16 protein-coding genes are annotated in these 16446 nt (G+C 72.1%); 7 read left to right on the top strand and 9 right to left on the bottom strand.

What is annotated here, in order from left to right; all coding sequences use genetic code 11:
- Positions 1 to 16: 16 nt before the first annotated feature.
- Positions 17 to 604: an FABP family protein gene (locus SL103_RS32730; protein WP_069572564.1), complete on the bottom strand. Its 588-nt coding sequence runs from the start codon at positions 602 to 604 to the stop codon at positions 17 to 19.
- A gap of 297 nt (positions 605 to 901) precedes the next feature.
- On the opposite strand from SL103_RS32730, the gene SL103_RS32725 reads away from it, so the two are divergent.
- Complete coding sequence (locus tag SL103_RS32725; protein WP_069572563.1) at positions 902 to 1267, top strand: DsrE family protein; 366 nt, start codon at positions 902 to 904, stop codon at positions 1265 to 1267.
- Positions 1268 to 1312: 45 nt separating this feature from the next.
- Here SL103_RS32725 and SL103_RS32720 read toward each other — a convergent pair whose 3' ends face one another.
- From SL103_RS32720 to SL103_RS32695, 7 genes are all read right to left on the bottom strand, one after another.
- Positions 1313 to 1600 carry a DUF3099 domain-containing protein gene (locus SL103_RS32720; protein ID WP_079146102.1) on the bottom strand — a complete coding sequence of 96 codons (288 nt, stop codon included), beginning with the start codon at positions 1598 to 1600 and terminating at the stop codon, positions 1313 to 1315.
- A 157-nt stretch (positions 1601 to 1757) separates the two neighbouring features.
- Positions 1758 to 2045 (bottom strand): DUF1416 domain-containing protein, encoded by a 288-nt coding sequence (locus SL103_RS32715; RefSeq protein ID WP_006603933.1) that lies wholly within the window; start codon positions 2043 to 2045, stop codon positions 1758 to 1760.
- A gap of 40 nt (positions 2046 to 2085) precedes the next feature.
- The gene (locus SL103_RS32710; RefSeq protein ID WP_069572562.1) at positions 2086 to 2931 is read right to left on the bottom strand and encodes a sulfurtransferase; all 846 of its coding nucleotides are present in this window, start codon (positions 2929 to 2931) and stop codon (positions 2086 to 2088) included.
- Between the two features lie 174 nt (positions 2932 to 3105).
- The gene (locus SL103_RS39705) at positions 3106 to 3213 is read right to left on the bottom strand and encodes a putative leader peptide (RefSeq protein WP_397733095.1); all 108 of its coding nucleotides are present in this window, start codon (positions 3211 to 3213) and stop codon (positions 3106 to 3108) included.
- Positions 3214 to 3424: 211 nt separating this feature from the next.
- Complete coding sequence (locus tag SL103_RS32705) at positions 3425 to 4126, bottom strand: LmeA family phospholipid-binding protein (RefSeq protein WP_069572561.1); 702 nt, start codon at positions 4124 to 4126, stop codon at positions 3425 to 3427.
- A 275-nt stretch (positions 4127 to 4401) separates the two neighbouring features.
- Positions 4402 to 5754 carry a hypothetical protein gene (locus SL103_RS32700; RefSeq protein ID WP_069572560.1) on the bottom strand — a complete coding sequence of 451 codons (1353 nt, stop codon included), beginning with the start codon at positions 5752 to 5754 and terminating at the stop codon, positions 4402 to 4404.
- 10 nt (positions 5755 to 5764) lie between these two features.
- Positions 5765 to 6010, bottom strand: a complete 246-nt coding sequence (locus SL103_RS32695) for a MoaD/ThiS family protein (RefSeq protein ID WP_069572559.1) — start codon at positions 6008 to 6010, stop codon at positions 5765 to 5767.
- A gap of 206 nt (positions 6011 to 6216) precedes the next feature.
- Here SL103_RS32695 and SL103_RS32690 point away from each other — a divergent pair, with 206 nt between their 5' ends.
- The 4 genes from SL103_RS32690 to SL103_RS38445 all read left to right on the top strand — a co-directional run bounded on the left by SL103_RS32690 (position 6217) and on the right by SL103_RS38445 (position 13507).
- Entirely contained in the window at positions 6217 to 7950 is a 1734-nt protein-coding gene (locus tag SL103_RS32690) for an ABC transporter ATP-binding protein (RefSeq protein WP_069572558.1), read from the top strand.
- 113 nt (positions 7951 to 8063) lie between these two features.
- On the top strand, positions 8064 to 9965 hold the full coding sequence (locus SL103_RS32685; RefSeq protein WP_069574321.1) for an ABC transporter ATP-binding protein: 1902 nt from the start codon (positions 8064 to 8066) through the stop codon (positions 9963 to 9965).
- A gap of 328 nt (positions 9966 to 10293) precedes the next feature.
- The gene (locus tag SL103_RS32680; RefSeq protein ID WP_164492923.1) at positions 10294 to 11025 is read left to right on the top strand and encodes a DUF3800 domain-containing protein; all 732 of its coding nucleotides are present in this window, start codon (positions 10294 to 10296) and stop codon (positions 11023 to 11025) included.
- A gap of 157 nt (positions 11026 to 11182) precedes the next feature.
- Positions 11183 to 13507 (top strand): hypothetical protein, encoded by a 2325-nt coding sequence (locus SL103_RS38445; RefSeq protein ID WP_069572556.1) that lies wholly within the window; start codon positions 11183 to 11185, stop codon positions 13505 to 13507.
- A gap of 15 nt (positions 13508 to 13522) precedes the next feature.
- Here SL103_RS38445 and SL103_RS38440 read toward each other — a convergent pair whose 3' ends face one another.
- Positions 13523 to 14092 carry an alpha/beta fold hydrolase gene (locus tag SL103_RS38440; RefSeq protein WP_104531177.1) on the bottom strand — a complete coding sequence of 190 codons (570 nt, stop codon included), beginning with the start codon at positions 14090 to 14092 and terminating at the stop codon, positions 13523 to 13525.
- Positions 14093 to 14502: 410 nt separating this feature from the next.
- Here SL103_RS38440 and SL103_RS32665 point away from each other — a divergent pair, with 410 nt between their 5' ends.
- Positions 14503 to 15324, top strand: coding sequence for a response regulator transcription factor (locus SL103_RS32665; protein ID WP_069572554.1), 822 nt, complete (start codon positions 14503 to 14505; stop codon positions 15322 to 15324).
- A gap of 24 nt (positions 15325 to 15348) precedes the next feature.
- Positions 15349 to 16374, top strand: a complete 1026-nt coding sequence (locus tag SL103_RS32660; protein ID WP_069572553.1) for a LacI family DNA-binding transcriptional regulator — start codon at positions 15349 to 15351, stop codon at positions 16372 to 16374.
- Positions 16375 to 16446: the final 72 nt, after the last annotated feature.

Below are 16446 nucleotides of genomic sequence, written 5' to 3'. Positions count from 1 at the left end.
GTGCTGTGCGGGCCGGTCAGCCCTTGTACGGGGTGCCGTCCGGGTTGAAGAAGGAGACCCCGTCGGGCATGTCGTCGGGCAGGCTCTCGGCCCACTCCTTCAGGTCGGCGACCTTCTTCAGGTGCGCCGACATGTACGGCCGCAGCGGCACCTCCGGGGTGGCCTTCTCGCCCACCCACATCAGGTCGCTGTTGACGTAGCCGTAGAGCCGCTTGCCGCCGGTGTACGGGCCGGCGGAGGCGGTGCGCGCGACCGCGTCGGTGACCAGGTCGATCTGCGGCTTCTGGTCGGCCAGCTCGCCGTACCAGATCTCCACCACGCCCTGGTCGCGGGTCATCACGACCTCGACCTTGCGGTCCTCGTGGACGCGCCAGTAGCCGCTCTCGCTCTCCAGGGGGCGGACCTTCTTGCCCTCCTTGTCGAGCACCCAGCTGTGCGAGGTGTATTCGAGGAAGTCACGGCCGTCGTGGGTGAAGGTGACTTCCTGCCCGAAGTTGCACTTCTCGGTGCCCGGGAATTCGGCGACGCCCGCGCCCTCCCAGCGGCCGAGGAGGAAGACGAGCGGCACCAGGGCCGGGTTCAGGTCGGACGGAATCTCGATCATGACAGCTCAGGCGATCTGTAGGCGGGGCTCGGCAGGGGCGCGGAGCGCTCCGGTGGAGGGCGGTGGCGGGTGGGCGGTCAGCGCTGGCCCTGATACAGCTTCTTCCAGGTCAGCCCGGCGAACGCGAGCACGCCGACGGCGACCAGAACCAGCAGGGTGGTGAAGAATGCCTCAAGCACGAGCGCGCTCCTCAAAACGGGGTGAGGGTGTAACGGACCGCCTGCGAGTCTAGTCGGCGACGGTAACGGCGGCGCTGCGAGGTCCGCTCTCGGCCCCCTGCCCGCCTACTCTGGGGGCATGGCGAAGAAGCTCGTGATCAAGGTGACGGCGGGCGCGGACGCGCCCGAGCGGTGCTCGCAGGCGTTCACGGTGGCGGCGGTGGCGGTGGCCAGCGGCGTCGAGGTGTCGCTGTGGCTGACCGGGGAGTCGGTGTGGTTCGCGCTGCCGGGCCGGGCGGCGGAGTTCGAGCTGCCGCACGCGGCGCCGCTGCCGGAGCTGATCGACGGCATCCGCGCGGGCGGCGGGGCGATCACGGTCTGCACGCAGTGCGCGGCCCGGCGCGGCGTCGAGCAGAAGGACCTGATCGAGGGGGCGGGCATCGCCGGCGCCCAGGTCTTCGTCAGCGAGATCATGCCGGACGACGTCCAGGCACTGGTCTACTGACCGGACGCGGGTGGGCGGCCCGGGCCCCCGGCGGGGTGCGGTGCCCTACTGCGGGTGCTTGTCGTCGCCCCGGTCGTCCAGCTCGCGCCACCAGCGGTCGGACTCGGGGTCGCCCGACTCGTCCCACCAGCGCTCGCCGGGCTCCCGCCGGTTGCCGATGATCGCCGCGACCGGCGGGATCACCATGGCGACGACGCACATGCCCACCGCGACCGGCACCGACCACAGCCGCACCACGGCCCAGGCCAGCACGAACAGCACCAGGCACACGCCCATCAGCACGAAGTACCGACGATGACGGCGCTGTGCGGGCGACCGGCGGTGCGCGTACATGACTCCACGGTAAGTCCGTGGCGGACGGGAAAGAAGTCGGCGGCGGACGCGGGGCCGCCCCGCGCGCCACGCAGAAGGGCCGCACCCCCGATCAAGGCGTCCAAACCTCTGGGGTGCGGCCCTCCGGCCGTACGGACGGTGCCTTCCGGCCCGTTCGTCAGACGGCGATGGCGACCTCCGCCAGGCCGCCCTTCTGGGCGACGACGGTGCGGTCCGCGGTGCCACCGGGGACGAGCGCGCGCAGCGTCCAGGTGCCCTCGGCCGCGTAGAAGCGGAACTGTCCGGTCGCGGAGGTGGGTACCTCGGCGGTGAACTCTCCGGTGCTGTCGAGGAGTCGGACGTAACCGGTGACGGGCTCGCCGTCGCGGGTCACGCTGCCCTGGATCGTCGTTTCACCGGGCTTGATGGTCGAGGCGTCCGGGCCGCCGGCCTGTGCTCCACACATAGGGGTACTTCCTTGAGGGGTTCGGGGGAGAAGCGCTTGCTTACTTGTTGGCGCCGAGCTCGATCGGGACGCCGACCAGCGAGCCGTACTCGGTCCAGGAACCGTCGTAGTTCTTGACGTTGGTCTGGCCGAGCAGCTCGTGCAGCACGAACCAGGTCAGCGCGGAGCGCTCACCGATGCGGCAGTAGGCGATGGTGTCCTTCGCCAGGTCGACGGACTCCTCCTCGTAGAGGGCCTTGAGCTCGTCGTCCGACTTGAAGGTGCCGTCGTCGTTCGCGTTCTTCGACCACGGGATGTTGCGGGCGCTGGGCACGTGGCCGGGGCGCTGCGACTGCTCCTGCGGGAGGTGCGCCGGGGCCAGCAGCTTGCCGCTGAACTCGTCGGGGGAGCGCACGTCGACGAGGTTGAGGCTGCCGATCGCGGCGACGACGTCGTCACGGAAGGCACGGATGGAGGTGTCCTGGGCCTTCGCCTTGTACGCGGTGGCCGGACGCTGGGGCACCTCGGAGCCGTCGACCAGGTCGCGGGAGTCCAGCTCCCACTTCTTGCGGCCGCCGTCGAGCAGCTTGACGCTGTCGTGGCCGTAGAGCTTGAAGTACCAGTACGCGTAGGACGCGAACCAGTTGTTGTTGCCGCCGTAGAGGACGACGGTGTCCTCGTTGGCGATGCCCTTGGCCGACAGGAGCTTCTCGAAGCCCTCCTGGTCGATGAAGTCGCGGCGCACCGCGTCCTGGAGGTCCTGCTTCCAGTCGATGCGGACCGCGTTCTTGATGTGGTTCTTGTCGTAGGCCGAGGTGTCCTCGTCGACCTCGACGAGCACGACCTTCGGGTCGTCGATGTGTGCCTCGACCCAGTCGGCGTCTACGAGGACGTCGCTACGGCTCATGTTCTTCTCCTCCGGGGCAGTTGCGGGGGCGGTTGCGGAGTGGCACGCGGGTACGCCGGGTGCGCGCCGATGACTTCCGGGCCCCTCACTTTCGTACGGGGCGGGAGTGGCGCTGTGCCGGACACGCGGGGTTCCGGCCTGAGGGCCGGCCGGTGGGGACGGGGGAAGGACCCGTCAGGCAGGACGACAGAGCATGGCGGCGACGCGGCACAGGTCGACTGCCCGCCGCTTCGTGAGGACCGCCAGTCCCCGGGGGTGGGGACGGCTCAATGCGCTCTGCATGGCCCCGATCGTAGGTAGGCGAGGCGGGGCATGTCACCGGCGTGTCGAATGGCGAGACGCGATTGTCCGTACTGTGGGATGCACTGCCTCGCGCGGAGGCTCCCGGACCGCCGGCGGCCCGTCCGTACCGGTGGGGGGTCTGGCCTGCGGACCGGGGTGTCTCAGGGAATGGACGGCGGGCCGGTGGGGCGGCCCGCCGAGGGTGCCCGGATCAGCCGGGGAGCTTGACGTCGTGGCCGGACGCGGAGATCGAGAGGCCGTCCGCCTGGACGGTCACCTTGTCCAGCTTCAGGTTGCCGGGCAGCTGGTCCAGCTTCCAGTCGTGGTCGGTCTGCATGCGCACCCGGGTCTCACAGCTCGGGAGGACCTTGCACATCGCGGGGAGCCCGTCGGCACGCAGCCGGACGGTGTTGCCGCCCACGATGGTGATGGAGCCGGTCACGTCCAGCGAGCTGAGGGCCGGCACGTTCGGGGAGATCTTGACCTGGCTGCGGCCGTTCTTCTGCCCGCCGTAGGAGATCTTGACGTTGCTGCCCGACACCTTGGTCAGGTCGGCAAAGCTGATGTGGGCCGTCCCGGTGGCCGAGGCGGCGCTCTTGATGGACATGTAGTCGCTGGTCAGCGCCACGTCGTGGAACTGCGCGGACAGCTTGTCGATGCGCAGGGTGCGGCCCTCGGCCCTGGCCTCGATGCCGCCCAGGTCCGCGTCGACCTCGTCCAGGTCGCGGGCGGCGACCTGGGTCAGGAAGGGAAAGCCCTTGATCGAGACCTTCGGGGTGCCCTGGAGCCCCTGGCTGGCGCGGATCTTGTCCGCCGCCTTGTCCTCGACAAGATTGACCGCCACCCGGTCGGCGGCCACGAACAGCCCGCCGAATATCACCAGGAGAACCACCAGCACGCGAAGTGCACGCATCGAACCACTCCCCCACACCTGGGCCGGATCCCGGCCGACTCGTCCGTGCAGGCCCCCTGCCTGCGCTCGGACAGACCCTAGAGGACGGGATCGCCGGGGCGGCAGCGGCGGTCGCCCCGGGGCGCGACGCGCGGCGACGGGGGGACCGCGCGGAGACTGCGCGGGGACGGGCCCGGGCACGGCGACGGCGGCCGCCGGGCGCTGCGTGCGCGTCCGGCGGCCGCCGTGGAGTGCTCCGCGCGGCCCCTACGGGTGTCCTCCCCGGGGGCCGCGGCTCAGCCCAGGGCCCGCCCCAGGACGTAGACCGCCGGGGCGGCCAGGGCCAGCGGCAGGGCGACGCCGGCCGTCATGTGGACGAAGCGGGACGGGTAGTCGTAGCTGGCCACCCGCAGGCCGATCAGGGCGCAGCCGCCGGCCACCAGGCCCAGCACCGCACCGGACGCCCCCAGACCGGTCAGCTGGCCCGCCCCGACCCCGGCGCCCGCGGCGGCCACCAGGGCGACGCCGATCGAGACCGGGGCCGGCAGCGGCAGCGCGCGGGCGAGGGTGGCCACCCCGACCCCGGCGGCGCCGACCACCACGGCGTGCGGGCTCGCCGCGAGCTGCCCGGCGGCCAGCACCGCCAGCGCGGTCGAGGTCAGCCCCGCGGTCAGCGCGTACATCCGCTCGTCCGCGCTGCTGCGGTTGCGCAGTTGCAGGACGAGGACGAACAGGCACCACACACCGAGCGTGCCGATGCCGACCAGGGGCGCGCTGTCGCGGTCGGTGAACAGCAGCGCGACATCGGTGGCCAGTCCGGCCAGGAACGCCAGCGCGATGCCCTGGCGGGCCGGCCACATGCCGTTGAGCCGGAACCATCCGGCGGCGGTGACCGCCTGGAGCAGTACCACCGGTACGGCGAGCGCCGGGCGGTTCAGCGGCGCGGCCAGCGCGAGCAGCAGGGCGAGCACCGCGGTCAGCGCGGCCGGCTGGATGCCGGGCGGGATGATCGGCGAGCGGCCCTCGGCGCGGGCGCGCTGGTTGGGGGCGAGCGGCGCGGCGGGCAGCGTCGGGACGGACGGTGCCGCGGCGGCCGGCGCGGGCCCCCCGGCGGGCGCGGCCGCGGCGGGCGCGGCCTGCGGGTGCCGGCGCGCGTACGGCTCCTCGGCCGCGGGCGGGCTCTGGTGCTGGGTGGGCAGCTGGCCGTGGTGCGCGGGGTGCTGCGGCTGGTGCTGGGCCTGCTGGTGCTGGTACGGCTGAGGCTGGTGATGGGGCGCCTGGGGTGCCTGGGGCGCTTGGTATGGCTGCTGCTGGTGTTGCTCCTGCGGCTGCTGGTGCCCGTAGGCGTCATAGCCGTACCGGCCGTGCCCGTAGGGGTCGTGCTGCGGGTGCGGGTGCTGGTGCGGCTGCTGCGCGGCGGCGCCGTACGCCTGCTGCCCGTAGGGGTCGCCGTACCCGGCCTGCGGGTCGTACGGCGCCGGCTGCTGGGGCTGGTGCTGGTGCGGCTGCTGGGGCGCCGGCTGCCGGTGCGCGGGTGCCGCCTGCCGGTCGTACCCCTCGTACCCCGCGTGCGGGTCGTACGCACCCGGCCGGCCGTACGGGTCCTGCGGCGGGTAGGGGCGGTGGTTCTGCGGCTGGTTGTCGCTCATGTCGGTGCGCTCACCCTCCCGCGAACGGCGGCAGGACCTCGACGGTGCCGCCCTCGGCCAGCGACACCGCCGCGTGGTCGCGGGTGCCCACCGGATCGCCGTCCACCAGGAATGAGCAGCGCAGCAGCACGCGCGCGAACTCGGGGTTCGCGGCGTGCGCCGCGCGTGCCGCGTCGAGCGCCTCGGCGAGCGTCGCCGCCGCATACGGCTCCTCTGCCGTGCCGGCGGCGGCCTTGGCCGCGGCCCAGTAGCGCACGGTGCCAGTTGTTGTCACGGCGGCCTCTTCGTCGTGTCGGTCGGGGGGCTGCCCGTGGTGGCGGGCGCCCCGTCGTTGCCGCCTCCATGATGGCGCACGTGGCGGCCGGCCCGGCTCCGGGCGCACTCCGGCGAAGAAACCCGGCGGACCCCGGCGTACTCCGGAAATTCGATTGCCGAAGGCAAGCGTTCCCATAGGCTCTGCGTGTGTTGGTCCGACTAGCGCGGGCGCATCTGCGGCCCCACAGGCGCTCAATATCCCTGATCGTGCTGCTCCAGCTGATCCAGACCCTGGCGACCCTCTACCTGCCCACCCTCAACGCCGACATCATCGACAACGGTGTCGTGAAGGGGGACACGGGCTACATCCTCCGCATCGGCGGCTTCATGACCGCCGTGACGCTGCTGCAGATCGTCTGCGCCGTCGGAGCCGTCTACTTCGGCGCCCGTACGGCCATGGCCCTCGGCCGGGACATCCGCGCCGCGGTCTTCGACCGGGTGCAGTCCTTCTCCGCCCGGGAAGTCGGCACCTTCGGCGCGCCGTCCCTGATCACCCGCACCACCAACGACGTCCAGCAGGTCCAGATGCTGGTGCTGATGACCTTCACGATGATGGTCTCGGCGCCGATCATGTGCGTCGGCGGCGTCGTCATGGCACTCAATCAGGACGTGCCGCTCTCCGGCCTCCTGCTGGTCATCGTCCCGGTCCTCGGGATCCTCGTCTCACTGATCGTGCGCCGGATGCGTCCGCTCTTCCGCGGGGTGCAGGAGCGCATCGACACCGTCAACCGTGTCCTGCGCGAGCAGATCGCCGGCATCCGCGTCATCCGCGCCTTCGTCCGTGACACCCACGAGCGCGAACGGTTCGCCGGGGCCAACACCGATCTGTACGACGTCTCGGTGCGCGCCGGCCGGCTGATGTCGATGATGTTCCCGCTGGTGATGCTGATCGTGAACCTCTCCAGCGTGGCCGTCGTCTGGTTCGGCGGGCTGCGCATCGACAGCGGTGCGATGCAGATCGGCGCGCTGACCGCGTTCCTCAGCTACCTGATGTACATCCTGATGTCGATCATGATGGCGACGTTCATGGTGATGATGCTGCCGCGCGCGGAGGTCTGCGCCGAGCGCGTCCAGGAGGTGCTGACGACCGACTCCAGCGTCGCGCCGCCCGAGAACCCCGTCACCGAGCTGCGCCGCCACGGCGAACTGGAGCTGCGCAACGTCGAGTTCCGCTTCCCGGGCGCCGAGCAGCCGGTCCTCAAGGACATCTCGCTGACCGCCCGCCCCGGCGAGACCACCGCCGTGATCGGCTCCACCGGCAGCGGCAAGTCCACCCTGCTCGGCCTCGTCCCCCGGCTCTTCGACGCGACCGGCGGCGCGGTCCTGGTCGACGGCGAGGACGTGCGCACCCTCGACCAGGAGACCCTGGCCGGCGCGATCGGCCTGGTCCCGCAGAAGCCGTACCTCTTCTCCGGGACGGTCGCCACCAACCTCCGCTACGGCAATCCGGACGCCACCGACGACGAGCTGTGGCAGGCCCTGGAGACCGCCCAGGCCCGCGACTTCGTCGAGCGGATGGACGGCGGCCTGGACGCCGCCGTCGCCCAGGGCGGCACCAACGTCTCCGGCGGCCAGCGCCAGCGGCTGGCCATCGCCCGCGCCCTGGTACGCCGCCCCGAGATCTACCTCTTCGACGACTCCTTCTCCGCCCTGGACTACGCGACGGACGCCGCGCTGCGCGCCGCGCTCGCCCGTGAGACGGACCGGGCGACGGTCGTGATCGTCGCCCAGCGGGTCGCCACGATCCGCGGCGCCGACCGCATCGTCGTGCTGGACGAGGGCCGGGTCGTGGGCACCGGCACCCACAGCGAACTGATGGCCGACAACGAGACCTACCGGGAGATCGTGCTCTCCCAGCTCACCGAGCAGGAGGCGGCGTGACCACCGCGGACAAGGGGGCGGCCGCGCGCGCCGAGACCCCGGCGGCCACCGAGGACACCCCTCGGGCCGCCCCCCGGAGAGGCCCGGCCCCGGCGGCCGGACCGGCCCGGTTCATGGGCGGCCAGCCCACCGAGAAGTCCATGGACTTCAAGGGCTCCGGCAAACGGCTGCTGGCCCAGATGCGCCCCGAGCGCGGCATCATCACCGTCGCGCTGGTGCTCGGCGTGCTGAGCGTGGCGCTCACCGTCGTCGGCCCCAAGGTCCTCGGCCACGCCACCGACCTGATCATGTCCGGCATCGTCGGCCGCCAGCTGCCCGACGGGCTCACCAAGGCCCAGGCCGCGGCGCAGCTGCGCGCCCACGGGCAGGGCGGGCTCGCCGACATGCTCGGCGCGATGCCGGTCGTCCCCGGCCGGGGCATCGACTTCGGCGCGGTGGGCGTGGTCCTGCTCTGGGTCACCCTGATCTACGCGGGCTCCTCGCTCTTCGGCTTCGTCCAGGCCCGGATCGCCACCCGCGTCGTGCAGCGCGCCGTCTACCGGATGCGCGAGCAGGTCGAGGAGAAGCTGGCCCGGCTGCCGCTGAGCTACTTCGACAAGCAGCAGCGCGGCGAGGTCCTCTCCCGGGCCACCAACGACATCGACAACATCCAGCAGACGCTGCAGCAGACCCTCAGCCAGATCGTGGCCTCGCTGCTGACCATCGTCGGCGTGCTCGCCATGATGTTCTGGATCTCCTGGCTGCTGGCGCTGGTCGCCCTGGTCACGGTGCCGGTCTCGGTCGTCGTGGCCACCAAGGTCGGCAAGCGCGCCCAGCCGCAGTTCGTCCAGCAGTGGAAGACGACCGGCAAGCTCAACGCGCACATCGAGGAGATGTACACCGGCCACAGCCTGGTGAAGGTCTTCGGCCGGCAGCGGGAGTCCGCCGAGCTGTTCCGCGAGCAGAACGAGGCGCTCTACGCCGCGGGCTTCAGGGCCCAGTTCATCTCCGGCATCATCCAGCCCGCGATGATGTTCATCGGCAACCTCAACTACGTCCTGGTGGCCGTGGTCGGCGGTCTGCGCGTCGCCTCCGGGGCGCTGTCCATCGGTGACGTGCAGGCGTTCATCCAGTACTCCCGCCAGTTCAGCCAGCCGCTGACCCAGGTGGCCTCGATGGCCAACCTCGTCCAGTCCGGCGTCGCCTCCGCCGAGCGGGTCTTCGAACTGCTCGACGCCGACGAGCAGGAACCCGACCGCGAGCACGCCGAGCGCCCCGAAGAGGTCCGCGGCCGCGTCGAGTTCGAGGACGTCTCCTTCTCCTACACCCCCGACAAGCCGCTCATCGAGAACCTCTCGCTCGCCGTCCACCCCGGTCAGACCGTCGCGATCGTGGGCCCGACCGGCGCCGGCAAGACCACCCTCGTCAACCTCCTGATGCGCTTCTACGAGGTCGACGGCGGCCGGATCACCCTCGACGGCACCGACATCGGTGCCATGTCCCGCGAGGAGCTGCGCGCCCACATCGGCATGGTCCTCCAGGACACCTGGCTCTTCGGCGGCACGATCGCGGAGAACATCGCCTACGGCGCCCCGGCCGGCACCGCCATGGACAAGATCGTCGCCGCGGCCCGCGCCACCCACGTCGACCGCTTCGTGCGCACCCTCCCCGACGGCTACGACACCGTCATCGACGAGGAGGGCGGCAATGTGTCGGTCGGCGAGAAGCAGCTGATCACCATCGCCCGGGCCTTCCTCGCCGAGCCCGCCATCCTCGTCCTGGACGAGGCCACCAGCTCGGTCGACACCCGCACCGAGGTCCTCATCCAGCAGGCGATGGCCCAGCTCCGCGCCGGCCGCACCAGCTTCGTCATCGCCCACCGGCTCTCCACCATCCGCGACGCCGACACCATCCTCGTCATGGAGAACGGCAGCATCGTCGAACAGGGCTCCCACGAGGCCCTGTTGGCCGCGAACGGCGCCTACGCCCGCCTGTACGCGGCCCAGTTCGCCGAGGCGGTGGCGGAGACGGGCTGACTCCCGGCCGCTCCCTCGACCCTCGGGGTGATGAGATCGGCATTTAAACGCACATCGAAGGCGGTCCGTCGCTAACGTAAGAGACGAACGTGTCGTACGGGCGGATCGCGACGTATGGGTCCGGGAATTGTCCCGGAGGCCCCGGCTCACGGGAGTAACTGCCGTGACAGCCGGGGCTGTTGCCGATGATGGGTGCACGCCGAAACGGGGCCTCTCCTCACCGTCGGGCGGCAACCGCGCGGATCCTCCGGGGGCGACGTCGCGCGTGGCGAGGGGCTCCACCGCCCTGCCCGTCGGATCGGCGAGGCGGCAGGAAGACGGTCCGGCGGTGTTGCCGGGAACAACCGGGCAGCTCCACCGCATGGAGCCGGCCCTGACCACTGCGCACACGCCGACCAGGATCTACTACGTGGACGACTCGGGCGACGCCAGGAGCCTCGCCGTCATCGGCTGGTTAGGCATCGAACTCTCCCACTGGCAGCCGGCGTTGGACAGCTGGCAGCACTTCCGGCGCAGCCTGCACACCGACCCGGACCTCGACATCCGGGCCGATGACGAGCTGCACGCCGTGAACCTCGCCGCGGGCCGCGGCCGCCGCCTCGACGACGCCGTACGCACCCGTGGCGAGGTGCAGAAGTCCCGGTACCGGGACGTCGTGCGGCGTGGACTGGAGACCGTGGCGAAGATGCCCGGCGCGACGGCCGGCGCGGCCTTCCGCCGGACCCACGACATCGGCCGGGACCGCGTCGGCCTCTACGCCGCGTGGATCGAACGCCTCAACGCGCAGCACGCCGCGTCCAACAGCCATGCGCTCGTCGTGGTGGACGGGGACGGCACCGAGCACGCGCTGCGCCGGGCCCACCGCGCGCTCCAGGGCGGCGCCCGGCACGTCATCGAGGACCCGTTCTTCGTCCCGGCGCACGGCAACCACCTGGTGCAGGCGGCGGACCTCATCGTGCACGCGGCGTTCCAGCACCTGGCCCGCCGGCCGAACCGCGAGCCGCTGTGGGAGTGGTTCCCGCAGATCCTGCCGGACGCCGGGCCGCCGGTGAGCCTGTGACCCCCGCCGCTGCCGGTGCCGCTCCGCGGGCTCCGGGCGCCGGGCCCCGGCCATCGGTCGGGGCCCGGCCATCGGACCTGGTGCCCCGGACACCCGGGCCAGGACCGCGCTTCTACCTTCGCACATCACTTGTCGCCGATGGAGGTTCGTACCGACGATGACGACGGAAGAGAAGATCACGTTCGACTGGGGCGACACCCGGGTCGAGGTGTCGGGCTTCCGGCCCGTCCTGCCCAAGGCGCCCGACGGCGACGACCGGCAGAAGGTGATCGCCGCCGCGCGCACCAACCGGCTCGCCGCGCTGCCCGAGGACGCCTGGCACGCCGTCGCCCGCGGCGCGGTGACGCCCGACGCGGTGGCCGTCCAGCTCCAGAGCCAGGCCGGCGAGGCCGGCCTGCTGATGGCGGAGCACGTCGACGGAGCCACCCTCAGATCCCTGCACAGCCGGGTCTGGCTCACCGAGTTGTTCCCCGGCATCCAGCCGCGGACCGGCCAGGAAGCCATGGAGATCCCCGACCCCAAGGTCATGGGAGTCGTCCGCGACGGCCGACCCGAGGCGCTGCTGACGTACGAGTACCAGGACCACGACCACCTGCGGAACCACCTCTGGCAGACGATCGAGGGCACCCTCCGGCTCAACAGCTACGCCCCGTCCGTCCTCGCCCGCCGGGTGACCCGGGCGGTCATCGCGCACCCGGTAGAGCTCCGCTTCGAGGACGGCTCCGACCCGGTGTACGTCCTCGTCGTACGCGACGGCATCACCCGCGTCGCCAGTGCCTGGAACGTCCTGGCCGGGCCGCGCGCGGAGCCCGACGAGGTGGCCGACCTCGCCGCGGACATGCTGCTGGCCGGGGCCGAGGGGACGCGGACCGAGGCCGGCAAGACGCGCAGCCAGCACCTGGGTCAGGCGCGGGAGGCCCAACGCCGCAAGCTGCGGGAGGAGTTCGAACGCGGCTGCGTCCCGGGGCAGCGCCCCGCCGACCGGGCGATCCAGATCGGGCAGACGTATGTGCTGCCCGCGCAGATCGCCGTGGGCATCGAGCCCTACCCGGACAACAAGCTGGACGACGCCGACCTCTTCGACGACGCGCTGCGCTCGATCCTGGCCAGCGTGCACGTGGAGTTCAAGGAATGGACCCCGGCGGCCCAGAACGTCGAGGTCGCCACCCGGGCGCTCAACCGCCTCGTGCAGATCCCGCCGGACGGTGTGGACGCCGACGACCTGCGCCACGTCTACGGGCTCGCCGTCGGACGGATCGGCACCGCCGACTTCCCCACGGTGTTCAAGAACGGCGACATCCCGGGGACCGCGCTGTGGCGGGCCGTCTACCTGGTCAACATCCTGACCCGGCCGGACCTCTTCGAGGCGCTCAAGAACTACGCCAAGGAGATCAAGGGCGAACGCCGCATGGCCACCAAGGGCTTCGCGGGTCTGCTCGGCCCGCTCGTGGACCGCCCCTGGCGCACGGCCAAGCAGGACGTGACGAAGCAGGCCCGGAACGCCTGGACCAACGGCGGGGTGCTCTGCGACGACGTGGTGAAGGCCGACTGGGACCCGGTTCCCACCGAGGACTTCACCACCCTGGTGGAACCCGCCAGGAAGGGGGACGAGCACGCCCGCCTCACCCTCGCCGTCGGCGGCGGGGTGGCCCTCATCGCGGACAAACTCCTCACCCGCAACGTGGGATCGGCGGTGGGCGCCCCGCGGGAGAACGGCGGCGTGCCGTTCCGCGCGGACGTCCACACCACGGTGGGGAATCTGGCCCGCCGGGACAACGAACTGGGCCTGTGGACGCTCGCCCTGACCGCGCAGCGCTTCCTGGACACCGGTCTGCCGCGCAACGCCGCCACCCGCCGGCCGCTGATCAAGCGGACCGACCCGGCACACGACGCCGACGGCTACGTCCACTACAAGGTCGACCCCGCCGCGCCCGACCGGGTCTTCCGGGACGAGGCGGGCGAGCCCGTCCTGCTGACCCAGTGGGACGTGGTCTGGGCGTCGGACGAGGCCAAGGCCCGCAAGGAGACCGAGAAGCGGCACACGAGGTACGGCGGACTCCTGGCCGCTTCCCCCGCGACGGCCGCGCCGGACGGCGGGCAGCCGGCGGCCGGCACCGCCGAGGACGAGCGGGACGGGGACGCGCCGGCCGGCGCCGGGCCGAGGAAGCCGTCCGCCGCCCAGCGCAGCGCCGCGGAGCGCCGGCGGCTCGGTGAACTCCTGGAGCAGGCCAGGGAGTCCATCGACGCCCTGCTGGACCTCGCGCCGCAGCTCGGTACCTGGCCGCCGCTGCTCGGGCGGGCGGAGGAGTGGGGCAAGCTCCACAGCTCCGCCTCGCACGTGCAGGCCGCCCTGTGGAACCACCGGCCCCCGGAGGCGGACCGGGAGGAGGCGGACGGCGCTGACGGCGAGGACGAGACGGAGGACGGGGCCGAGGCGCACGACGAGGACGCGGAGGAGCCGGCGGCGGTAGCCGGCGACTGACGTCCGGCCGGCGGATCAGGGGAGTGCGGAGCCGCCCCGGTCCGCCGGTGGAGGGCGATCAGCGGGGCGGCCTCGGTGGGGGAGAGGGGGACGGGGTCCCCGTCCTCGGCGTGGTGGGGGTGCCCCCTGCTCCTTGAGAGCTTGGGGGAGGGTGCGCAGCACGAGGCGGGAGACGAGCCGGCCGGAGGGGAGGGTGACGGCCCGGTGGAGGCGGCGCATGGGGGCGGTCCCGCGGTAGTACCAGCGGGCCGGTGCGCTGATCGAGACGACCGTGTCGGTGTGCGCACCCGTGCGCTCCCCGTGCGCTCCCCGGCCGTACAGGGCCGCGTGCCGCAGCACGACGGAGCCGCCCATGGAGAAGCCGACGGTGGCGATCCGACGGTGGCCCAGCGCCCGGGCCCGGCGGACCGCGGCGGCCAGGTCCAGCACCTCCCGGTCACCGACCGTCGAGCGTCCCCCGGACCGGCCGTGCCCCCGGAAGGAGAACGTGATCACGTCCGCATGCTGGGAAAATGCGGCAACCGCGGGAAGAATTGCGGGCCGGTCCAGCGCCCCGGTGAAGCCGTGCGCGAGGACGAGCGCCAAGGGGGCCGGCGGGGCGGCCGGATCCCCGTGGGTACGGGCCTTCCGGGGGTGTGGGCGGCCTCGATCCGCACCCCGTCATCCGTCAACAAGGACACGCGATGACCACTCGAAGTGATCGACGGAACACAAGAACGTGCAAAATCGGCCTCGGGTCCGGAAGTCATGTGAGCTATTCTGCTGGGCAAGAAGGATCCGGGCAGCGTTGCCCCCGGGTCCTTTTGTGCTTTCAGCCACGTACCGCGCGGCTGCGAGGACCGTACGAAGCAGTGCCGCAGACTCCCCCGGCCAGGGCCGGGTGGTGCCCCCGTCGCAGGGACCGAGGAGGAACCAGACGTCATGGGCGAGCGAAGCAGGCAGGACCGCGAGCAGATCAGGGTGAACCGCTCCGGAAACCGGGCAGGTGGTCGGAGGTGAGTTCGCTCCTGCTGCTGACCAACGCACTCCAGCCGTCGACGGAGGTGCTCCCGGCGCTCGGCCTGCTGCTGCACAGCGTGCGGGTGGCCCCGGCCGAGGGCCCGGCCCTCATCGACACCCCAGGGGCCGACGTCATACTGATCGACGGCCGCCGCGACCTGCCGCACGTACGGTCCCTGTGCCAGCTGCTGCGCTCCACCGGCCCCGGCTGCCCGCTGGTCCTGGTCGTCACCGAGGGCGGGCTGGCCGCCGTCACCGCCGACTGGGGCGTCGACGACGTCATGCTGGACACGGCGGGCCCGGCCGAGGTCGAGGCCCGGCTGCGGCTGGCGATGGGCCGCCAGCAGATCACCACCGACGACGGCCCCATGGAGATCCGCAACGGCGACCTCTCGGTGGACGAGGCGACCTACAGCGCCAAGCTGAAGGGACGGGTCCTGGACCTGACCTTCAAGGAGTTCGAGCTGCTGAAGTACCTCGCGCAGCACCCGGGCCGGGTCTTCACCCGCGCCCAGCTCCTGCAGGAGGTCTGGGGCTACGACTACTTCGGCGGCACGCGCACCGTCGACGTGCACGTCCGCCGGCTGCGCGCCAAGCTCGGCCCCGAGCACGAGTCGCTGATCGGGACGGTCCGCAACGTCGGCTACCGCTTCGTCACGCCCGAGAAGCCGGACCGCTCCGCGGAGTCCAAGGCCAAGGCGGAGTCCAGGGCCAAGGAGGACGCCGCGAAGGCGGCGAAGTCCTCCGACGGCGACACCGCGGCCCGCCCGGTCGCCGCGGCCGCCGACTCCACGGGTGCACGGCCTGCCCGCCGGTAGGACCACCCGCGTAGACTGCCGCGCGTGGCCAAGGTGACGCGGGATGATGTGGCAAGACTGGCGGGTACGTCGACCGCCGTTGTCAGTTACGTCATCAACAACGGACCACGGCCGGTCGCCCCGGCCACGCGCGAGCGGGTGCTCGCCGCCATCAAGGAGCTCGGCTACCGGCCGGACCGCGTCGCGCAGGCGATGGCGTCCCGCCGTACCGACCTCATAGGTCTGATCGTGCCGGACACCCGGCAGCCGTTCTTCGCGGAGATGGCGCACGCCGTCGAACAGGCCGCCGCGGAGCGCGGAAAGATGGTGCTGGTCGGCAACGCCAACTACCTCGACGAGCGCGAGGTGCACTACCTGCGCGCGTTCCTCGGCATGCGGGTGTCCGGGCTGATCCTGATCAGCCAGGGCCCCAGCGAGCACGCCGCCGCCGAGATCGACGCCTGGGACGCCCGGGTGGTGCTGCTGCACCGCCGGCCGGACGCCATCGACGACGTCGCGGTGATGACGGACGACATCTGGGGCGCGCAGCTGGCGACCCGCCACCTCCTGGAGCACGGCCATCCGTACGTCGCCTTCCTCGGCGGCACGGAGGAGACCCCGAAGTCCGGCGACCCGGTCACCGACCACGTCGAGGGCTGGCGCCGGGCGATGCTGGAGTCCGGCAAGCCCACGGAGGGCCGCTACTTCGAGGCGCCGTACAACCGCTACGACGCCTACCAGGTCGCGCTGAAGCTGCTGGCCGGGCCGGACCGGCCGCCGGCCATCATGTGCGCCACCGACGACCAGGCCATCGGAGTGCTGCGGGCCGCCCGGGAGCTGCGCATCGACGTGCCCGGCGGACTGGCCGTCGCGGGCTTCGACGACGTCAAGGAAGCCGCCCTCACCGACCCGCCGCTGACCACCGTCGCCTCCGACCGCGAGGCGATGGCCCGGGCCGCGGTCGACCTGGTGCTGGACGACGGCCTGCGCATCGTCGGCTCCCGCCGCGAGCGCCTGCGGCAGTTCCCCTCCCGCCTGGTCGTCCGCCGCTCCTGCGGCTGCGGCGGCTGACCAGCACCGGGCTGTCCTTATATCGGGCATACCCACTTCTGTCGGGTCTCTCAGGGCCTTCTCAGGCGGTTC

Origin of the sequence: Streptomyces lydicus, assembly GCF_001729485.1 — a bacterium.
GTDB classification, from domain to species: Bacteria; Actinomycetota; Actinomycetes; order Streptomycetales; family Streptomycetaceae; genus Streptomyces; species Streptomyces lydicus_D.
Note: the sequence above shows the minus strand (reverse complement) of the source record. Positions and strands in the feature narration are given on the sequence as shown.